Origin of the sequence: Streptomyces sp. NPDC006551, from assembly GCF_040611675.1 — a bacterium.
In the GTDB taxonomy this organism is placed as follows: Bacteria; Actinomycetota; Actinomycetes; order Streptomycetales; family Streptomycetaceae; genus Streptomyces.
The window spans coordinates 1-18,254 of sequence record NZ_JBEXOT010000056.1 but is presented as its reverse complement, the minus strand read 5'-3'; the positions used below and the strand labels follow the sequence as shown (position 1 = coordinate 18,254).

Sequence of the window (18,254 nt, the reverse complement as noted above, 5' to 3'; positions counted from 1 at the left end):
CGTATCCTGCGCCCATGATCGACACGAACACCGCGCCACTCGAAGAGATGCCGGGCGACTGGCAGCGCGCCCTCGCGGTCGTCGCCCACCCCGACGACCTCGAGTACGGCTGCGCCGCCGCCGTCGCCGGCTGGACGGACGCCGGCAAGGAGGTCGCCTACGTGCTCGCCACGCGGGGCGAGGCCGGGATCGACTCCCTCGACCCCGCTGCCTGCGGTCCGCTGCGCGAACAGGAGCAGAGGGACAGCGCGGCCGTCGTCGGGGTGTCCACGGTGGAGTTCATGAACCACCGGGACGGGGTGATCGAGTACGGACTCGGCCTGCGCCGGGACATCGCCGCGGCGATCCGCCGCCACCGCCCGGAGCTGGTCGTCACCCTCAACCACCGGGACACCTGGGGCCCGGCGGTCGGCGGCGCCTGGAACACCCCGGACCATGTCGCGGTCGGGCGCGCCACGCTGGACGCGGCGGGCGACGCGGGCAACCGATGGATCTTCCCGGAGCTGGTCGAGCAGGGCCTGGAGCCGTGGAACGGGGTCCGCTGGGTCGCGGTCGCGGGCTCGACCACCCCGACCCACGCCGTCGACGCCACCCCCGGCTTCGAACGCTCCGTCCACTCCCTCCTCGCCCACCGCGCCTACATCGAGGCCCTCACGGACGAGGACCCGGAGGCCTACGTCCGCACCTTCCTCGCCGCCAACAACGACCGCTTCGCGCCCCGTTTCGGCGGCCGCCCGACGGTCGCGTTCGAGGTCTTTGCCCGCTGAGCCGCGCGGCCGGGGCGTTGTCAGTGCCGTGATCCGGCGTCGTGACGGCCCCCGCGGCGCGGGGGCCGTCACCGGGCGGTCCTACATCTGCGGGGCGGGCTTGAGGACGGCGAACGCGGCGTCGAAGGGGTCCGCCAGCCAGGCGATTCGGCCCACGTCGGGGACGTCCGCCGCGGGCATGAGGACCGAGCCGCCGTTGCCCTGGGTGCGGGCGACGATCTCGTCGGTGTCCGCGACGCCGAAGTAGGGGATCCAGCGCGCCTCTCCGCCGTCCAGGAGTTCGGCGATCCCGCCGAAGGAGGCGTCCTGCTGGTCGCCCTCGGCGGTGGACAGCACCCGGTAGGTCATGCCGGGTGCCTCCATGTCCTGGGACCGCCAGTCGAACAGCTTCTCGTAGAAGTCCAGCGCGGCCCGCGGGTCGGCGACATGGAGTTCGGCCCAGCACAGGGTGTTGTCCTCGGAGGCCTTCTCCAGACCCTTCACCGAGGCGGGCTGCCACACGGCGAACTCGGCGCCGCCCGGGTCCGTCAGCTGGGCCATCCGGCCGACGTCCATGACGTCGAAGGGCTCGGTGCGGACGGTGCCGCCGTTCTGCTCGGCGGCCTTCGCCGTGGCATCGACGTCGGGCGACTGGAAGTACACCGTCCAGGCGGAGTTCGCCCCCTCCTCGGTGAGCGGTCCGAGGGCCGCGACCGTCTTGCCGTCCAGCTTGAAGAAGCCGTAGCCGCCGGCGTCCGGGCCGGCCGACTCGAAGTCCCAGCCGAAGACGCCGGTGTAGAACGCGGCGGCGGCCGACGTGTCGGGGCTGCCCAGGTCGAGCCAGTTGGGGGAGCCCTTGGTGAAGTCCGTACCGAGCATGTGGTCTGTCCCGTCTTTCCGCTTCCGGAGGCTGTCCGGCCACCATCGCCGATCCTTGCCGGGGCGCCCCGGCCCCGCAGCCGCAGCGCCCCGGTTTCATCCGCACGGCCCAGCGCGCGTCGGGCGAGGACGAACCGATGGCGCGTCAGGTCATGGACGCCACCTTCCGGTCCAGATCGTTCATGATCAGCTCCGCGTTGATCGCCGCGCCCGCCCGGTACCCGCCGCTCGCCGCGTTGATCACCTGCTCCTGGGCGCCGATGGCGTTCCCCGCCGCCCACACCCCGGGCACGCTGGTCCTCCCCGTCTCGTCCACCGCCACGAACGGGCCGAGGGGAGTGTCCCGCGTGGCCGCGCCGAGCGCCGTCAGCAGCTCGTCCCGGGGCGCCACGCGGCCGCCGACGAAGACCACGGACCGCTCGAAGACCCGCCCGTCCGCCATCCGTACGCCCGTCAGCCGGTCCTCCTCCACGACCAGGCCGGCCACCTCGCCCGCCACCACCGTGATGCCGGCCGCCGCCACCCGCGCCCGGTCCGTCTCCGACAGGGGCGCCGCGGTGTGCTGGAAGAGGGTCACGTCGTCGGACCAGTGCGAGACCATCAGGGCCTGGTGCGCGCCCATGACCGGGTGGGCGATCACACCGAAGGGCTGGTCGCGGACCTCCCAGCCGTGGCAGTACGGGCAGTGCAGCACCTCCCGGCCCCACCGTTCGGCGACCCCGTCGATCTCCGGAAGCTCGTCCACCAGACCGGTGGTGACGATCAGCCGCCGCGCCCGTACCGTGCGCGCGCCGTCGACCGTGACCTCGAAGCCGTCCTCCCCGTCCGGGACCGCGCCCGAGACCCTTCCGGCCGTCCACTCCACGCCGTACGCGGCGATCTCCCGCCGTCCCACCTCCAGGAACTCCGCCGGGCTCATCCCGTCCCGGGAGAGGTAGCCCTGCATATGGGCGGCCGGGGCGTTGCGCGGTGCGCCCGCGTCCACCACCAGCGTCCTGCGCCGGGACCGGCCCAGGATCAGGGCGGCGCTGAGACCCGCCGCACCACCGCCGACCACCACCACGTCGTACTGCCGAGGCTGCTCGTGTTCGCTCATGCCCCGACCCTCGCGCCACCCTCACGGGCTTGACAAACTTTCTTGCTGTTTCTGCAATGAATCCATGACCGAGGACGAACGCATCGACGAGGTACTGAACGACGTCGGCCCGCGCCTGCGCCGCATCCGGCGCGAGCGCGGGGCCACCCTGGGCGATCTCTCCGCCTCCACCGGCATCTCCGTGAGCACGCTCTCCCGGCTGGAGTCGGGGCAGCGCAGGCCCAGCCTGGAGCTGCTGCTCCCCATCGCCCGCGCCCACCAGGTGCCGCTCGACGAGCTGGTCGGCGCGCCGCCGGTCGGCGACCCGCGCGTCCGCGCCAAGCCGATCGTGCGCCACGGCCGCACGATGTATCCGCTGACCCGCCAGCCCGGGGGGTTGCAGGCGTACAAGGTCGTGCAGGAGAAGTCCACCGAGGAGCCGGACCCCCGCGTCCACGAGGGGTACGAGTGGCTCTATGTGCTCTCCGGCAAGCTGCGCCTCGTGCTCGGCGAGCACGACGTCGTGCTGGCGGCGGGGGAGGCGGCCGAGTTCGACACGCACGTTCCGCACTGGTTCGGGCAGACCGGCGACGGGCCCGTGGAGTTCCTGAGCCTCTTCGGCCCCCAGGGCGAGCGGATGCATGTGCGCGCTCGGCCGAAGAAGTCCTGAGTCCGAGGTTCCACCAGGTGCAAGCGACCGCTTAGTATGCCAACCGACCGCGCAGTACGGACGACGGCTGGTGGAGGATCTCCATGCAGGCATGGCGAGTGCACGAAAACGGCGAGCCGGGCGAGGTGATGCAGCGCGACGAGGTGGAGGTGCCCACGCCCGGCGAGGGGCAGCTCCTCCTCAAGGTGCGCGCCGCGAACATCAACTTCCCCGACGCCCTGCTCTGCCGGGGGCAGTACCAGGTCCGGCCGCCGCTGCCGTTCACCCCCGGCGTGGAGATCTGCGGCGAGACCGAGGACGGGCGCCGGGTGATCGCCACCCCCTCCCTCCCGTACGGCGGCCTCGCCGAGTACGCCGTGGCGGATGCCGCGGCCGTGCTCCCGGCCCCCGACGCCCTGGACGACGCGGAGGCCGCCGCGCTCCACATCGGCTACCAGACCGGCTGGTTCGGACTGCACCGCCGCGCCGCCCTGAAGGAGGGCGAGACCCTCCTCGTGCATGCCGCCGCCGGCGGTGTCGGCAGCGCCGCCGTGCAGCTCGGCAAGGCGGCCGGTGCCACCGTCATCGGCGTGGTCGGCGGACCGGAGAAGGCCGCCGTCGCCCGGCGGCTCGGCTGTGACGTCGTCGTCGACCGACGTGCCGAGGACGTCGTCGCCGCCGTGAAGGAGGCCACGGGCGGCCGGGGCGCCGACGTGATCTACGACCCCGTCGGCGGCGAGGCCTACGCGCAGTCCGCCAAGGTCGTCGCCTTCGAGGGCCGGATCGTGATCGTCGGGTTCGCGAGCGGCGCCATCCCCTCGCCGGCCCTCAACCACGCCCTGGTGAAGAACTACTCGATCCTCGGCCTGCACTGGGGTCTGTACAACCTCAAGGACCCGGCCGCCATCCAGCGCTGCCACGACACGCTCACCGGCTACGCCGCCAAGGGGCTGATCAAGCCGCTGGTCACGGAACGGGTCCCGTTCGTCGGGGCGGCGGACGCCGTGCAGCGCGTCGCCGAGGGCGTCACCACCGGCCGCCTGGTCGTTCTCCCGGAAGGAGCCGGCGCATGACGGACGCCGCAGAACTGCTCGACCGGACGAGGCGGTTGCTCGCCGAGCACCCGCCCGCCACCACCGGGCGCACCGACTTCCTGCGCGCCCGCTTCGACGCCGGACTCGCCTGGGTCCACTACCCCGTCGGCCTCGGCGGACTCGACGCGCCCCGCTCGCTCCAGGCCGTCGTCGACGCCGAACTGACCGCGGCCGGGGCGCCCGACAACGACCCCCGCCGCATCGGCATCGGCCTCGGCATGGCCGCGCCGACCGTTCTCGCGTACGGCTCCGAGGAGGTGAAGCAGCGCTTCCTCAGGCCGCTCTGGGTCGGTGAGGAGGTGTGGTGCCAGCTCTTCAGCGAGCCCGGCGCCGGCTCCGACCTCGCCGCGCTCGGCACCCGGGCGGTCCGGGACGGTGACGAGTGGGTGGTCAACGGCCAGAAGGTCTGGACGTCCAGCGCGCACGTCGCCCGGTGGGCCATCCTGATCGCCCGCACCGACCCCGACCTGCCCAAGCACCGCGGCATCACCTACTTCATCTGCGACATGACGCACCCCGGGGTGGAGGTGCGCCCGCTGCGACAGATCACCGGCGAGGCGGAGTTCAACGAGGTCTTCCTCACCGACGTCCGCATCCCCGACGCCCACCGTCTGGGCGAGATCGGCGACGGCTGGCGAGTCGCCCAGACGACCCTGATGAACGAACGCGTCTCGATCGGCGGCGCCCGGATCCCCCGCGAGGGCGGCATGATCGGCCCCGTCGCCACGACCTGGCGCGAGCGTCCCGAACTGCGCACCCACGATCTCCACCGGCGCCTGCTCGACCTCTGGGTCGACGCCGAGGTGGCCAGGCTCACCGGCGAGCGGCTGCGTCAGCAGCTCGCCGCCGGACAGCCCGGTCCCGAGGGCAGCGCGATGAAGCTCGGCTTCGCCCGGCTCAACCAGGCCATCAGCGGTCTGGAGGTCGAATTCCTCGGCGAGGAAGGTCTGTTGTACGAGGACTGGACGATGCGCCGCCCCGAACTGGTCGACTTCACCGGGCGCGACGCCGGCTACCGCTATCTGCGCTCCAAGGGCAATTCCATCGAGGGCGGTACGACCGAGGTCCTCCTCAACATCGTCGCCGAACGTGTCCTCGGCCTGCCCGCCGAGCCCCGCAACGACAAGGACGTCGCCTGGAAGGACCTCGCCCGATGACGGATCTGCTCTACTCCGAGACCGAGGACGACCTGCGCGCGGCGGTCCGCTCACTGCTCGCCGACCGAGCCGACGCGCAGACGCTGCTCGGCCTGATCGAGGGCGGGAGCCCGTACGTCCCCGGGCTGTGGAAGTCCCTCGCGGGCGAGATCGGCGCCGCGGGACTTCTCGTACCCGAGAAGCTCGGCGGGCAGGGCGCGAGCCACCGCGAGGCGGCCGTGGTCCTGGAGGAGCTGGGCCGCGCGGTGACCCCGGCGCCGTACCTCACCAGCGCGGTGGTGGCCACCGAGACCCTGCTCGCGCTGGACACGGAGGAGGGCCCCGTCGCCGAGCTGCTCGGCGACCTCGCGGCCGGCCGTACGGTGGCGGTGCTCGCGCTGCCGCTCTCGGCGGGCCCCGGCGCCGCCCTGGGAACCCCCTCCGGAGGCCCCGCGCCCTCCGCCCGTACCGTGACCGGGGTCGCCGACGCCGTCCTCGCCGATGTGTTCCTCGTGCCGCGCGCGGACGGCCTCCACGCCGTTCCGGCCGCCTCCGCCACCGTCGAGCCGCAGACCTCGCTCGACCTCACCCGCCCCCTGGCGAAGGTCACCACGGCCGAAGCGACCGGCACGCGCCTCGCCGACGCGGACGCGGCCCGCGCGGCGATCCGGCGCGGCCTCCTCGCCGGCGCCGGGCTGCTGGCGTCGGAGCAGCTCGGGCTCGCCGCATGGTGCCTGGAGGAGACCGTCCGCCACACCCGCGAGCGGTACCAGTTCAACCGGCCCGTCGGCTCCTTCCAGGCGCTCAAGCATCGGATGGCGCAGCTCTGGCTGGAGATCGTGAACGCCCGCGCGGCGGGCCGAGCGGCCGCCGACGCCCTGGCGACCGGCAGCCCCGACGCGCCGCTGACGGTCGCCGTCGCCCAGGCGTACTGCGCGAAGGTGGCCGTCCACGCGGCCGAGGAGTGCGTGCAACTGCACGGCGGCATCGGCATGACCTGGGAGCACCCCGCGCATCTCGCGCTCAAGCGGGCCAAGGCCGATCAGATCGCGCTCGGTTCGGCGGGGCATCACCAGGACGCGATCGCGGCACTGGTGGGTCTGCCGGCACCGGCGTGAGGCCGGAGGAGCGGCGGGCCTTCCCGCCGAAGTAAGGGGCCCATGTGCCCGCCCCCCTTTACATGCTGTTTAATTGCGAGTTGTTCGCAACAACGGTTGATCTTCAAGAGGGGTGTGGGCACATGACCGCCCGATCCATACGCGGCGCCGCCGCCGTGACGCTGGCCGGAGCCCTGGCCATCACCGCGGCGGCCTGCTCGAACCCCGGCGGCTCCGCCGCGGGCTCCGGCGGCCCCAAGGATTCCGCGGTCGTCGGCATCGCCTACGAGCCCGACACCCTCAGCCCCCTCCTCGGCTACGGCAAGGACGGCAACTCCAAGATCTTCGACGGGCTCCTCGCCTTCGACGCGTCCATGGAGCTGCGGCCCGCCCTCGCCGTGGCGCTGCCCCAGGTGAGCGACGACGGACTCACGTACACCTACAAGCTGCGCCCGGGCGTGAAGTTCAGCGACGGACAGCCCTTCTCGGCCAAGGACGTCGTCTTCACGTACAAGACGGTCCTCGACCCGAAGACCAACAACCCCTCCAGGACCGAACTCGACGCGCTGAAGGACGTCAAGGCCGTCGGCGAGGACACCGTCGTCTTCACCCTGAAGTACCCCTACGCCCCCTTCGCCGAGCGGACCGTCCTCGCCATCGCCCCCGAACACGTCGCGGCGAAGCAGGACGTCAACTCCGGCCCCTTCACCACCAAGCCGATCGGCACCGGACCGTACGTCCTCACCGACTGGTCCAAGGGCGAGAAGCTCAGCTTCAAGGCGAACCCCGGCTACTGGGGCGGCGCCCCGCAGGTGAAGAAGTTCACCATGGCGATCATCAAGGACGACGACGTGCGCGCCACCCGCCTGCGCGCCGGAGACCTCGACGGCGCCATCCTGCCGCCCAACCTCGCCGCCGGCTTCAAGAACGACAAGGCGAAGAAGACCTACGCCGCCACCACGTACGACTACCGCACCGTCACCCTGCCGACCCACAACAAGGTCACCGGCGACCTCGCGGTCCGCCGCGCCCTCGACATCGCCGTCGACCGCCGGGCCATGGTCGACAAGATCCTCGAAGGCGCCGGAAAGCCCGCCTACGGGCCCGTCCCCACCGACAGCGAATGGTTCGCCAAGGGCACCGAGCGCCGCCACGACCTCGACGGCGCCAAGAAGATCCTCGACGCGGCCGGCTGGAAGCCGGGCGCCGACGGCATCCGCGTCAAGAACGGCGTACGGGCCGAGTTCCCGCTCTGGTACCTCTCCGGCGACAAGCTCCGCCAGGACCACGCCCTCGCCTACGCCTCCGACGCCAAGAAGGCCGGCATCGACATCAAGACCCAGGGCGGTACCTGGGAGGTCATCGAGCCGCGGATGAAGACCGACGCCGTCCTGGCCGGCGGCGGCTCGCCCGGCGACCCGGACTTCGACCAGTACCTGCTCCTGAAGTCCACCCTCGGCGGCGACGGCTTCAACAACATGGCCTGGTACGACAACAAGACCGTCGACCGGGCCCTGGAGGAGGGCCGCCGCACCGACGACCTCACCAAGCGCCGCGCCGCGTACGACACCGTCCAGCGGGAACTGGTGAAGAACCCCGGGTACACCTTCCTCACCCACATCGACCACCTGTACGTCGTCGACGACCGGTGGGAGGGCCTGACCACCCAGACCGAGCCGCACGACCACGGCCTCGCCGCCGGCCCCTGGTGGAACGTCGAGACCTGGAAGCCGAAGGACACCGCGAAGTGAGCCGCCGCCTCCCCTGGGGGGCCATGGCCAGGATGACGGGACGGCGGGCCCTGTTCGCCGTCCCCGTCCTCCTCGCCGTCACCTTCGCGGTCTTCGCCGTCGCCGCGGCCTCCCCCTTCGACCCCGTCAAGGCCTACGCCGGCACCGCCGGACTCACCGCCTCGCAGGAGAACCTCGACCAGCTGCGCGCCAACCTCGGCGTCGACCAGCCGCTCGTGACCCGGTGGTGGGACTGGCTCACCTCCGCCGTGCGCGGCGACCTCGGCGACTCCAGCGTCATGCGGCAGCCCGTCGCCGACGTCATCGCCGAGCGGATCGGCTGGTCCACGCTTCTGGCCGTCACCGCCTTCCTCGTCGCCATCCTGCTCGGCACCGCGCTCGGCGTCCTCGCCGGACGCCGCCGCGGCGGCTGGCTCGACCGGACCGTCAGCTCCGCCGCGTACACCCTGGAAGCCGCCCCCGCGTTCTGGCTCGGCCTGCTCGCCATCTGGTTCTTCGCGCTGAGGCTCGGCGCGCTGCCGGCCGGCGGGCTCACCGACACCGGCAGCGACACCGTCACCTTCGACCAGGTCGCCGGCCACCTCGTGCTGCCCGCGCTCGTCCTCGGCATCTCGCAGCTGCCCTGGTTCTTCCTGTACGTCAGGCAGGGCGTCGGCGACGCCCTGGAGGAGGACCCCGTCCGCGGGGCACGCGCGCGTGGGCTGCGGGAGCGCACCGTCCTGCTCGGCCACGCGCTGCGCTCCGGCATGCTGCCCATGCTCACCCTCGTCGGCTCCCGCGTCCCCGAACTCATCACCGGAGCCCTGCTCGTGGAGACCGTCTTCAGCTGGCCGGGCATCGCCGCGGCGACCGTCCAGGCCGCCACCTCCGTCGACTTCCCGCTGCTCGCCGCCCTCACCGTGCTCGCCACGGCCGCGGTGCTCCTCGGCAACCTCCTCTCCGACCTGTTGTACGGGCTCGCCGACCCGAGGGTGGGCTTCGATGGCTGACCCCCGCACCCGGCGCGTCCGCTTCTGGTCCTCCGCCGTGATCGTCGGCGCGGTCGTCCTCGCCGTCCTCGTCGTCCCCCCGCTCGCCCAGCTCGACGAACAGGCCGTCGACCTGTCGCTGAAGCTCCTCCCGCCGTCCTGGGAGCACCCCTTCGGCACCGACGACGTCGGCCGCGACCTGCTGCTGCGCAGCGTCTACGGGCTGCGGATCTCGCTCCTCGTGGGCCTCGTCGCCGCCCTCGTCGCCACGGTCATCGGCACCGCGGTCGGCGCGGCCGCCGGTGCGCTCGGCGGCTGGCCCGACCGGGTCGTCATGCGGATCGTCGACGCCTTCTCCTCCGTACCGCACCTGCTCCTCGGCATCTTCATCGTGGCGATGTTCCGGCCGGGCGTCTGGCCGGTCATCGTCTCCGTCGCCCTCACCCACTGGCTGTCGACCGCCCGGATCGTCCGCTCCGAGGTCCTCTCGCTGCGCTCGCGTCCCTACATCGACGCCGCGATCTCCGGCGGAGCCTCACGATGGCGGGTCACCGCCCGCCATCTGCTGCCCGCCGTGCTCCCGCAGGCCGGACTCGCCGCCGTGCTGATGGTGCCGCACGCCATGTGGCACGAGTCCGCGCTCTCCTTCCTCGGCCTCGGGCTCCCCAGCCACCAGGCCAGCCTCGGCAACCTGGTGCAGAGCGCCCGCTCCTCGCTGCTCGCCGGCGACTGGTGGCCGACGCTCTTCCCCGGCCTGTTCCTGATCGTGCCGACGCTCGCCGTCGCGGGACTCGCCGGCGTGTGGCGGGACCGGCTCAATCCGCGCCGTCGATCGGAGCTGATGCTGTGAACTCCCGAGTCGCACGCGCCCTGGAGGCGGTCACCGCCGAACGCGCCGACGACGCCGTCCTCAGCGTCCGGGGCCTGTCCGTGCGCTTCCGGATGCGCGGCGGACGCCATGTCGCCGCCGTCACCGACGCCGACTTCGACCTGGCGGCGGGGGAGTGCCTCGCCCTGGTCGGCGAGAGCGGCTGCGGCAAGTCCGTCCTCGCCGCCGCCCTCCTCGGCCTCCTGCCGGGCAACGCCGAGGCGTCCGGCACGGCACTCCTCGACGGCGTCGACCTGCTCACGGCCGACGAGCGGACACTGGCCCGTACGGTACGGGGACGGCGCGTCGGTCTCGTACCGCAGAGCCCGGCCGCCCACCTGACCCCGGTCCGGACCGTGCGGGCCCAACTGGAGGAGACCGTACGCGAACTGACCGGCGCGGCGCGGCGGGAACGGCGCGCGGCCGCCGAGGCGGCCGCCGAACGGGCCGCCTTCCCCGCGAACCACCTCGACCGCTACCCGCACGAGCTCTCCGGCGGCCTCGCGCAGCGCGCGGCGACCGCCCTCGCCCTCATCGGCGACGCCCCGCTGCTCCTCGCGGACGAGCCGACCACGGGCCTCGACCGCGACCTGGTCGAGCGGACCGTCGACGAACTGCGCCGTCACGCCGACGACGGCCGGGCCCTGCTGCTGATCACCCACGATCTGGCGGCGGCGCGGCGGATCGCCGACCGGGTGGCCGTGATGTACGCCGGCCGCATCGTCGAGACCACCCCGGCCCACCGCTTCTTCGGGGAACCCGGCCCCCGCCACCCGTACGCCCGCGGCCTCCTCGACGCCCTGCCGGAGCGCGCCTTCACCCCCATCCCGGGCATGCCGCCCGAACTGACCGACCTGCCGCCGGGCTGCGCCTTCGCCCCGCGCTGCGAGCGCGCGACCGCGGCGTGCGGCACCCTGCCGGAGCCGCTGGCTGGCGTGGCCTGTCACCACCCCGTCGGGAGTGGATCCGATGCGTGACGCCAGGGCCCCGCGTCCGGCGGGCGCTTGCGAGGTCGCCGGCCACGTCTCCGCTCCCGTCGCGCCCGGAGGATCCCGTGCTTGAACTCGACTCCGTCACCGCCGGGTACGACCGCCGCGCGCCCGTCTTCACCGGCGCGTCGCTGACCGTGGCGCCCGGTGAGTCCGTCGGCCTCCTCGGCCCCAGCGGCTGTGGCAAGTCCACGCTCGCCCGGGTCGCGGCCCTGCTCCACCGGCCCGAGGCGGGACGGGTCACGATCGACGGGACAGTGATACGGGGCTGGCGGCACCGCGCGCCGCGCGCACTGCGTACCTCCGTGGGCGTGGTCTTCCAGCAGCCCCGCATGTCCGCCGACCCCCGCCTCCGTCTCGCGGACCTGATCGCCGAGCCGCTGCGCGCCACCGGACGGAGGGCCGACGCCGAGAGCCGTCTCGCCGAACTCGCCCCGGCCGTCGGCCTCACCGCCGACCTGCTCGCCCGCCGCCCGCACGAGGTCAGTGACGGCCAGCTGCAACGCGCCTGCCTGGCCCGCGCGTTGGTGTTGCGCCCGCGCTGGCTGATCTGCGACGAGATGACGGCCATGCTCGACGCCTCGACCACGGCCGCTCTCGTCGCGGCGGTCGAGGCGTACCGCGCGGAGACCGGCGCCGGCCTGCTCGCGGTGGGCCACGACCGCGTCCTGCTGAGGCGCTGGTGCGACCGCACGGTGGAGTGGCAGGACTGCCTGCCGCCGAAGAGGGGCTGAGACCCGCCCCCCCCGGGCGCTGCCGAACGTCACCCGTTCGGCAGCCACGCCGTGCGGCCGGACGAAGCCCGTGCTGCGCCACACTGGCCGCCGAACGCCGCGATTCGGGTGCGGCGCAAGGAGGGTGTGGCGATGGCCGTTTCCATTTCCGTGGTGCTGCTTCTGCTGGTCCTTGCGGTGATCTTCCTGCGCGGCGGGGGACTCAAGGTCTCCCACGCGCTGGTCTGCGCGCTGCTCGGCTTCTTCCTCGCCGGTACGAGCATGGCGCCCACCATCCAGAACGGCGTCGCCGCCACCGCCAACGTGGTCAGCAGTCTCAAGCCCTGACGACCTCGCACGCCACCGGCGGTCGTACCGCGTCTCAGACCATCTCGGGCATCTCGCCCTCGGTGGTCGTCAGGTCGATGACGGCGAAGGCGGCGCCCTGCGGGTCGAGGATCGCCGCGAAGCGGCCGAACGGGCTGCCCATCGGGCCGAAGACCTTCTGGCCGCCCAGCTTCTCCGCCTTCTCGACCGCCTGGTCGCAGTTGTCGACGGCGAAGTAGATCTGGATGTACGGCCGGACCTCCTCGGGGAAGTCCTCGGGCGTCATGGTCATCCGGCCGAGGATCGGCTGCTCACCGCCCAGGTCGAAGACCTTGTAGTCGACGTGCTCGTCCAGCATCTTCTTGGCGCCGTAGCCGAAGACGGAGGTGAGGAAGGCGTCCGACGTGTCCGGCTCCCGGGTGAAGACCTCGGCCCACGCGAAGGAGCCGGCCTCGCCCTCCAGCTCGAAGCCCTCGTGGCTGCCGGGCTGCCAGACGCCGAACAGGATGCCCGTGGGGTCCTGGGCGAGGCACATCGAGCCGAAGTCCCCCACCCGCATCGGGTCCATGACCACGGTTCCGCCGCTGTTGCCGATCTTCTCCGCCGTGGCGGCCACGTCGGGTGAGGAGAAGTACAGACACCACGCCGACTGCGGGGTGTCCTGGCCGGGCATCGGCGGGACGACGGCCGCGACCGCCTTCCCGTTCTTGTAGGCGGTGGTGTAGTTGCCGAATTCCGAGGAGGACTCGCCGAAGGTCCAGCCCAGGACCTCGGCGTAGAACTTCTTGGCGCCCTCGACGTCGGTGAACATCGCGTCGGTCCAGATCGGCGTGCCTTCAGGTCGTGCGGCCATGACAGTGACTCTCTTCTGATCGATGGTGGCTCTGTGACGGTGCTCGATGGAGGTTCCCGAAGGCCACGCTAGCCATGCCCGACGGGGCCCGCTCGGTGACTCCGTGTGACCGTCCCGACGCGTTCGGCCCCAGGTGTCCGGAACGGGGCCGCCGCGGGATCGCGTACGTCGCGGCTCTATGAACTGACGGTCCGTCAGGCTACCCTCCGCGCATGATTCCGACAGTCGTCTGGGGCACCGGGAACGTCGGGCGCGCGGCCATCCGTGCCGTCGACGCCCACCCGGCGCTGAAACTCGACGCCGTTCTCGTGCACACACCCGCCAAGGTCGGTCGCGACGCGGGCGACCTCGCCGGTCTGGGCCGCGCGCTGGGGGTTCCGGCGACCGATGACGTCGAAGCCGTGCTCGCGGGCCGCCCCCAGGCGGTGGTCTACGCGGCGTCCGGCGACCTCCGCCCCGACGAGGCCCTCGCCGACGTCGTCGCGGCGATCCGGGCCGGAGCCGTGGTCGTCACTCCCGCGCTGTATCCGCTCTACGACGCGCTGGGCGCCCCGCCCGAGCTGAGGGAGCCGGTCCTCGCCGCCGTCACCGAGGGCGGCGGATCGCTCTTCGTCTCCGGCGTCGACCCGGGCTGGGGCAACGACGTGCTGCCCCTGCTCGTCAGCGGCCTGGGCAGTACCGTCGACGCGATCCGCTGCCAGGAGATCTTCGACTACTCCACGTACGAGCAGGAGGATTCGGTCCGGTACCTGATCGGCATGGGGCAGCCGATGGGGTACGAGCCGCCGATGCTCGCGCCCTCGGTCCCCACGCTGGTCTGGGGCGGCCAGATACGGCTCATGGCGCGCGCCCTCGGCGTGGAGCTCGACGGCATCCGCGAGACCCTGGAACGCCGCCCGCTCGACGCCACCGTGACCACCAGGACGATGGGTTCGTTCGAGGCGGGCACCCAGGGCGCCGTCCGGTTCGAGGTACGGGGGATCGTCGGGGGCGAGCCCCGCGTCGTCATCGAGCACATCACCCGGATCCATCCTTCGTGCGCCCCGGACTGGCCCACCCCGCCCGACGGCGGCTCCGGGGCGCACCGGGTGATCATCGAGGGCCGGCCGCACATCGAGGTCACCGTCGAGGCCACCGACGAGGGCGAGAACCGGTCGGCCGGAGGAAACGCCACCGCGGTCGGCCGGCTGGTGAACGCCGTCGACTGGCTGGTGGACGCGAAACCCGGCCTCTACGACGCGCTGGACGTGCCCCTGCGCCCCGCGGTGGGCAGGCTCGGAAGGAGACAACCGTGATCATCGACATCCCCGAAGGACAGGAACCGATCGGGTACGTCTGGGGTGAGATGGTCCCCGGCATCGGCATGGCCGCCGCCAACTTCTCGCTGGCCGTGTACGAGCACACCACGCTCGGACTGCGCGAGTTCGAGGCCGCGCGGCTGCGGATCGCGCAGATCAACGGCTGCGCCTTCTGCCTCGACTGGCGCACCGAACGCGACGGGCGGAAGGTCGAGGAGGGGTTCGCCGACGCCGTGACCCGGTGGCGCACCACCGACGCCTTCGACGACCGGACGCGTCTGGCGGCCGAGTACGCCGAGCGGTACGCCCTGGACCACCACGGTCTCGACGAGGAGTTCTGGTCGCGGATGACCGGCCACTACAGCCAGGCCGAGATCGTGGAGCTGAGCATGAGCATCGGCTCCTGGCTGGCGTTCGGCCGGCTCAACCATGTGCTCGGGCTCGACAGCGTGTGCGTCCTGCCCGGGGGCTGAGCCGGCCCGCGGCGCCCTCACAGGTCGGTGGCGATGATCTTCTCGATGTTCCGCTCGGCGAGCGCCGTGATGGTGACGAACGGGTTGACGCTGGTGTTGCCGGGGATCAGCGCGCCGTCGATGACGTACAGGCCGGGGTGGCCGTGGAGACGCCCGTAGTTGTCGGTGGCTCTGTTCAGCACGGCGCCACCGAGCGGGTGGTACGTCAGATGGTCGCCCCAGATCTTGGAGGAGCCGAAGAGGTCGGTGCGGTAGATCGTCCCCTCCTTCGCGTTGATCTTGTCGAAGATGGTCCTCGCCATGTCGATGGACGGCTGTTTCCAGGCGGTCTGCCAGTCCAGCTCGACCTGCCCGGTCGCGGGGTCGAAGGAGAACTGGGCACGGTGCGGGTTCTTGGTGATGGAGAGGTAGAACGAGGCGTAGGTCTCGATGCCGGTGGGCAGCGGTGCGACCTCGGCGAACGCGCCGCCCGCGGCCCAGTTGTCGATGCCGGCCGTCGGCATGGACGCCTGAAGCCTGCCGGTGGCGTCCCACATGTGATTGGCGCGGCCGCACATGACGTTGCCGTTGTCGCCCCAGCCCTTGCCGATCTCGCCGTTCAGGCCGGGCAGCGCACCGGTGGCCCTGAGCCTGGTCAGCAGCTTGCTGGTGCCGACGCTGCCGGCGGCGAAGAAGACCCGGTCCGCCGTGACGGTCCTGGTGGCCCTGGTGGCTCCCGTGGTGTCGAGCTCGTCGACGACGACCGTGTAGCCGCCGCCGCCCGCCGGGGCGACCGACGTGACCTTGTGGAGGGGTGAGACGGTGACCCGGCCGGTGGCCTCGGCCTGGGCGAGGTAGGTCTTGCGCAGGGTCTTCTTGCCGTGGTTGTTGCCGTAGAGGACCTCACCCTCCAGTGCCGAGCGGGGGACCGCTCCCGTGGCCTCCTGTTTCATGTACTCCCAGTCGTAGACGTTGGGCACGAAGACGAAGGGGAAGCCGGAGCGCTGGGCGTGCTTGCGGCCGACGCGCGCGTACTGGTAGCAGGCGGCGCTCTCCCACCAGGCCGGGTCCACCTGGTTGACGCCGAGCCCGGCGTTGGCGCGCGGGTAGTAGACGCCGTACATCTCGTCGGCGTTCACGGACGGGAGGATCGCCGCGAAGTTCTCGCGCCGCGGGGTGACCGCCATGCCGCCGTTGACGAGGGAACCGCCTCCCACGCCACGGCCCTGGTAGACGGTGATGCCGCCGAACTCCTCGGCATCCAGGATCCCGGTGTGCCGGGGGACGTCCTTGTCGAGCGGGAAGCCGAGGAAGTTGCTGAGGGGCTGCTTGGTCCTGGTCCGGAGCCAGAAGGAGCGGTAGTCCGGCCTGGTGGTGTTGGCGAAGACCTTTCCGTCCGGGCCGGGAGTGTTCCATTCCATGCCCATCTCGACCATGTGCACGGGGACGCCGGCCTGCGCGAGCCGCAACGCGGCGACGGAACCGCCGTACCCGGTGCCGATCACCAGGACGGGAAGACGGGCTCCGGCGGGGAGGCGGCCGGCGGCGAGCGCCGTGCCGGGGAGGGCCAGCGCCCCGAGAAGAGAACCTGTTCCAGCGATGAATCTTCGGCGTGATACCACGTCACGCTCCTCACTGTCGAGGGGGAGAGGAACGAGTTCTACTGCCGTACGCCTGGGAAGTCACGGTAAACCGATAGGTAACTTTTGGGTGGGTCACCCACCTTGTGGACCGCTCTGACTCAAGCGATATCAGCTCAAAGCCGACATTCTGATGAGTCAGAGGCCGATCGACCCAGGAGTGCGCCCGCCCATGCCGACCCTCGCCCCCGACCCCGCCCTCGACACCGTCGACCGCACCGCCGCCCTTCTCCACGACACCGAGGCATGGCAGGAGATCGTCCGCCGCTGGGACACCTCCGCCGTGCGCCACCCGGAGACGCCCGCCCCCGAGACGTGGCGCGGCCTGCTCTCGGTCCCCGTCGACCAGCTCGTCACCACCGCCCTGGAGGCCCTCCCCGAGCCCCCACCCACCGAACGGCCGCTCCCCGGCCGGCTCGGCGCGGTCCTGCCGGACCGGCTGCACGTCTGGCGCCGTATCGGCCAGCCAGACCTGCGCCCCTCCACCCACCTCGCCCACGCCCGCCGCGTCCTCGTGGAGTGGGGCTGGCAGAACCGGCCGTACCGGCTCCGCGACGCCCGCGGCGCCCGCTGCCTGTGCGGGGCCCTGCTCACCGCGCACCGCCTCGGCTACGGCAGCGCCGACACCATGAACCGCTCCGCCGCCTGGCTCGTCACGGAACTGCGCGCCCAGGGCTGGACCGGCCTGATCGGCCCCTGGAACCGCGTGCCCGGCCGCACCGCGCGGGAGGCGCTCGCACTCATCGACGCGACGATCCACCGGGCCGCGCACGCGGGAGAGTGACCGCCCCGCTCTCGTCCCAGTTGCGCGGCGGCGGAGCCAGGGCCCACCGGATCGACCCCGTCACCAGCCGCCCGCCCACCCGGGCCCCCGCCCACGCCGGCCCGGGAAGACGCGGCAGCCCCAGCGACTGCCGAGCCCAGGGCGGCAACTGCGCCACCGCGGCCGCCGCGAGCAGCGCGTAGGGCGGCCGGGCCTGCCAGGGGAGCGGCGGACTCAAGAGCAGGAACCTCGCCGTCTCCCGGCAGGCAGGTGTCGCCCGCAGCTCGGCGCGGTACGCGTCCATCCGCTCGGCCAGCTCGGCGAGGGTGCGCGGCGGGCTGTCCACGCCCAGCTCCCGCGCGATCCGGGCGGTGTCCGCCACGTACCCGTCGTAACCGGCCCGATCGAGCGGCCGCGCCCCGTAGGTGCGATGGGCGCGCAGGAAACTGTCGACCTCCGCCACATGGACCCAGAGCAGCAGATGCGGGTCGGAGGCGTGGTAGGGGATCCCCTCCGGCGTCCGCCCCCGGACCTGCTCGTGCACGGCCCGCACGCGCTCCACCGCGCGCCGGGCGTCGTCGGCCGTGCCGAACGTCGTCACGGCGAGGAACGTACTGGTCCGCTGGAGCCTGCCCCAGGGGTCGCCCCGGAATCCGGAATGGGCGGCCACCGCGGCCATCGCCACGGGATGAAGCGACTGCAGGAGCAGCGCCGTCAGGCCCCCGACGAACATGGAGGCGTCGCCGTGGACCGCGCGGATGGGCCGGTCGGGACCGAACCAGCGGGGACCGGGAGTGCCGTGGATACGGGCACGCGTCGCCTCACCCGACGGACCGGCCACGCGGCGGAAGAGTGTGGCACCGAGCCGTTCCCTCAGATCGTCGACGGTGGGATTCGGCCATCCCATGCGCCCATTATGCGTCCGCGCGAGCGGCGCCGGGCCGGGCGGCCGGGGC

19 protein-coding genes are annotated in these 18,254 nt (G+C 72.5%); 14 read left to right on the top strand and 5 right to left on the bottom strand.

Annotated elements, in window-relative coordinates; all coding sequences use genetic code 11:
• Positions 1–14 precede the first annotated feature (14 nt).
• On the top strand, positions 15–767 hold the full coding sequence (locus ABZY12_RS31055) for a PIG-L deacetylase family protein (protein ID WP_356896190.1): 753 nt from the start codon (positions 15–17) through the stop codon (positions 765–767).
• 81 nt (positions 768–848) lie between these two features.
• On the opposite strand, the gene ABZY12_RS31050 is transcribed toward ABZY12_RS31055, so the two are convergent.
• Both ABZY12_RS31050 and ABZY12_RS31045 read right to left on the bottom strand, forming a co-directional pair.
• Complete coding sequence (locus ABZY12_RS31050; RefSeq protein WP_356896188.1) at positions 849–1,625, bottom strand: VOC family protein; 777 nt, start codon at positions 1,623–1,625, stop codon at positions 849–851.
• Between the two features lie 145 nt (positions 1,626–1,770).
• Positions 1,771–2,721, bottom strand: coding sequence for an NAD(P)/FAD-dependent oxidoreductase (locus tag ABZY12_RS31045; RefSeq protein ID WP_356896186.1), 951 nt, complete (start codon positions 2,719–2,721; stop codon positions 1,771–1,773).
• Positions 2,722–2,785: 64 nt separating this feature from the next.
• Here ABZY12_RS31045 and ABZY12_RS31040 point away from each other — a divergent pair, with 64 nt between their 5' ends.
• From ABZY12_RS31040 to ABZY12_RS30995, 10 genes are all read left to right on the top strand, one after another.
• Positions 2,786–3,370: an XRE family transcriptional regulator gene (locus ABZY12_RS31040; RefSeq protein ID WP_356896184.1), complete on the top strand. Its 585-nt coding sequence runs from the start codon at positions 2,786–2,788 to the stop codon at positions 3,368–3,370.
• A gap of 83 nt (positions 3,371–3,453) precedes the next feature.
• A complete protein-coding gene (locus ABZY12_RS31035) occupies positions 3,454–4,422 on the top strand; it encodes an NADPH:quinone oxidoreductase family protein (RefSeq protein WP_356896182.1) in 969 nt (322 codons plus the stop codon).
• Positions 4,419–5,600, top strand: coding sequence for an acyl-CoA dehydrogenase family protein (locus tag ABZY12_RS31030; RefSeq protein ID WP_356896180.1), 1,182 nt, complete (start codon positions 4,419–4,421; stop codon positions 5,598–5,600). Before ABZY12_RS31035 ends, ABZY12_RS31030 begins: the two co-directional genes overlap by 4 nt.
• Positions 5,597–6,697, top strand: a complete 1,101-nt coding sequence (locus ABZY12_RS31025) for an acyl-CoA dehydrogenase family protein (RefSeq protein WP_356896178.1) — start codon at positions 5,597–5,599, stop codon at positions 6,695–6,697. Before ABZY12_RS31030 ends, ABZY12_RS31025 begins: the two co-directional genes overlap by 4 nt.
• A gap of 122 nt (positions 6,698–6,819) precedes the next feature.
• A complete protein-coding gene (locus tag ABZY12_RS31020) occupies positions 6,820–8,427 on the top strand; it encodes an ABC transporter substrate-binding protein (RefSeq protein ID WP_356896176.1) in 1,608 nt (535 codons plus the stop codon).
• Positions 8,428–8,450: 23 nt separating this feature from the next.
• A complete protein-coding gene (locus ABZY12_RS31015; RefSeq protein ID WP_356896174.1) occupies positions 8,451–9,416 on the top strand; it encodes an ABC transporter permease in 966 nt (321 codons plus the stop codon).
• A complete protein-coding gene (locus tag ABZY12_RS31010) occupies positions 9,409–10,245 on the top strand; it encodes an ABC transporter permease (protein WP_356896172.1) in 837 nt (278 codons plus the stop codon). The genes ABZY12_RS31015 and ABZY12_RS31010 overlap by 8 nt, the downstream gene beginning before the upstream one ends.
• Positions 10,246–10,337: 92 nt before the next feature.
• The gene (locus ABZY12_RS31005) at positions 10,338–11,240 is read left to right on the top strand and encodes an ABC transporter ATP-binding protein (RefSeq protein ID WP_356896232.1); all 903 of its coding nucleotides are present in this window, start codon (positions 10,338–10,340) and stop codon (positions 11,238–11,240) included.
• Positions 11,241–11,317: 77 nt separating this feature from the next.
• Positions 11,318–11,986, top strand: a complete 669-nt coding sequence (locus ABZY12_RS31000; protein ID WP_356896170.1) for an ATP-binding cassette domain-containing protein — start codon at positions 11,318–11,320, stop codon at positions 11,984–11,986.
• Positions 11,987–12,118: 132 nt separating this feature from the next.
• A complete protein-coding gene (locus ABZY12_RS30995; protein WP_356896168.1) occupies positions 12,119–12,313 on the top strand; it encodes a hypothetical protein in 195 nt (64 codons plus the stop codon).
• 34 nt (positions 12,314–12,347) lie between these two features.
• Here the strand turns inward: ABZY12_RS30995 and ABZY12_RS30990 are convergent, their stop codons facing one another.
• Positions 12,348–13,145 (bottom strand): VOC family protein, encoded by a 798-nt coding sequence (locus tag ABZY12_RS30990; protein WP_356896166.1) that lies wholly within the window; start codon positions 13,143–13,145, stop codon positions 12,348–12,350.
• A 212-nt stretch (positions 13,146–13,357) separates the two neighbouring features.
• Between ABZY12_RS30990 and ABZY12_RS30985 the strand changes: the two genes are divergently transcribed.
• Positions 13,358–14,440 carry a dihydrodipicolinate reductase gene (locus ABZY12_RS30985; protein WP_356896164.1) on the top strand — a complete coding sequence of 361 codons (1,083 nt, stop codon included), beginning with the start codon at positions 13,358–13,360 and terminating at the stop codon, positions 14,438–14,440.
• The gene (locus ABZY12_RS30980; protein WP_356896162.1) at positions 14,437–14,916 is read left to right on the top strand and encodes a carboxymuconolactone decarboxylase family protein; all 480 of its coding nucleotides are present in this window, start codon (positions 14,437–14,439) and stop codon (positions 14,914–14,916) included. Before ABZY12_RS30985 ends, ABZY12_RS30980 begins: the two co-directional genes overlap by 4 nt.
• Before the next feature lie 17 nt (positions 14,917–14,933).
• Here the strand turns inward: ABZY12_RS30980 and ABZY12_RS30975 are convergent, their stop codons facing one another.
• Positions 14,934–16,517: a GMC oxidoreductase gene (locus ABZY12_RS30975; protein WP_356896160.1), complete on the bottom strand. Its 1,584-nt coding sequence runs from the start codon at positions 16,515–16,517 to the stop codon at positions 14,934–14,936.
• A gap of 190 nt (positions 16,518–16,707) precedes the next feature.
• Here ABZY12_RS30975 and ABZY12_RS30970 point away from each other — a divergent pair, with 190 nt between their 5' ends.
• Positions 16,708–17,319, top strand: a complete 612-nt coding sequence (locus ABZY12_RS30970; protein WP_356896158.1) for a hypothetical protein — start codon at positions 16,708–16,710, stop codon at positions 17,317–17,319.
• On the opposite strand, the gene ABZY12_RS30965 is transcribed toward ABZY12_RS30970, so the two are convergent.
• On the bottom strand, positions 17,276–18,205 hold the full coding sequence (locus ABZY12_RS30965; RefSeq protein ID WP_356896156.1) for an oxygenase MpaB family protein: 930 nt from the start codon (positions 18,203–18,205) through the stop codon (positions 17,276–17,278). The two genes, ABZY12_RS30970 and ABZY12_RS30965, sit on opposite strands and share 44 nt — an antisense overlap.
• Between the last annotated feature and the right edge of the window lie 49 nt (positions 18,206–18,254).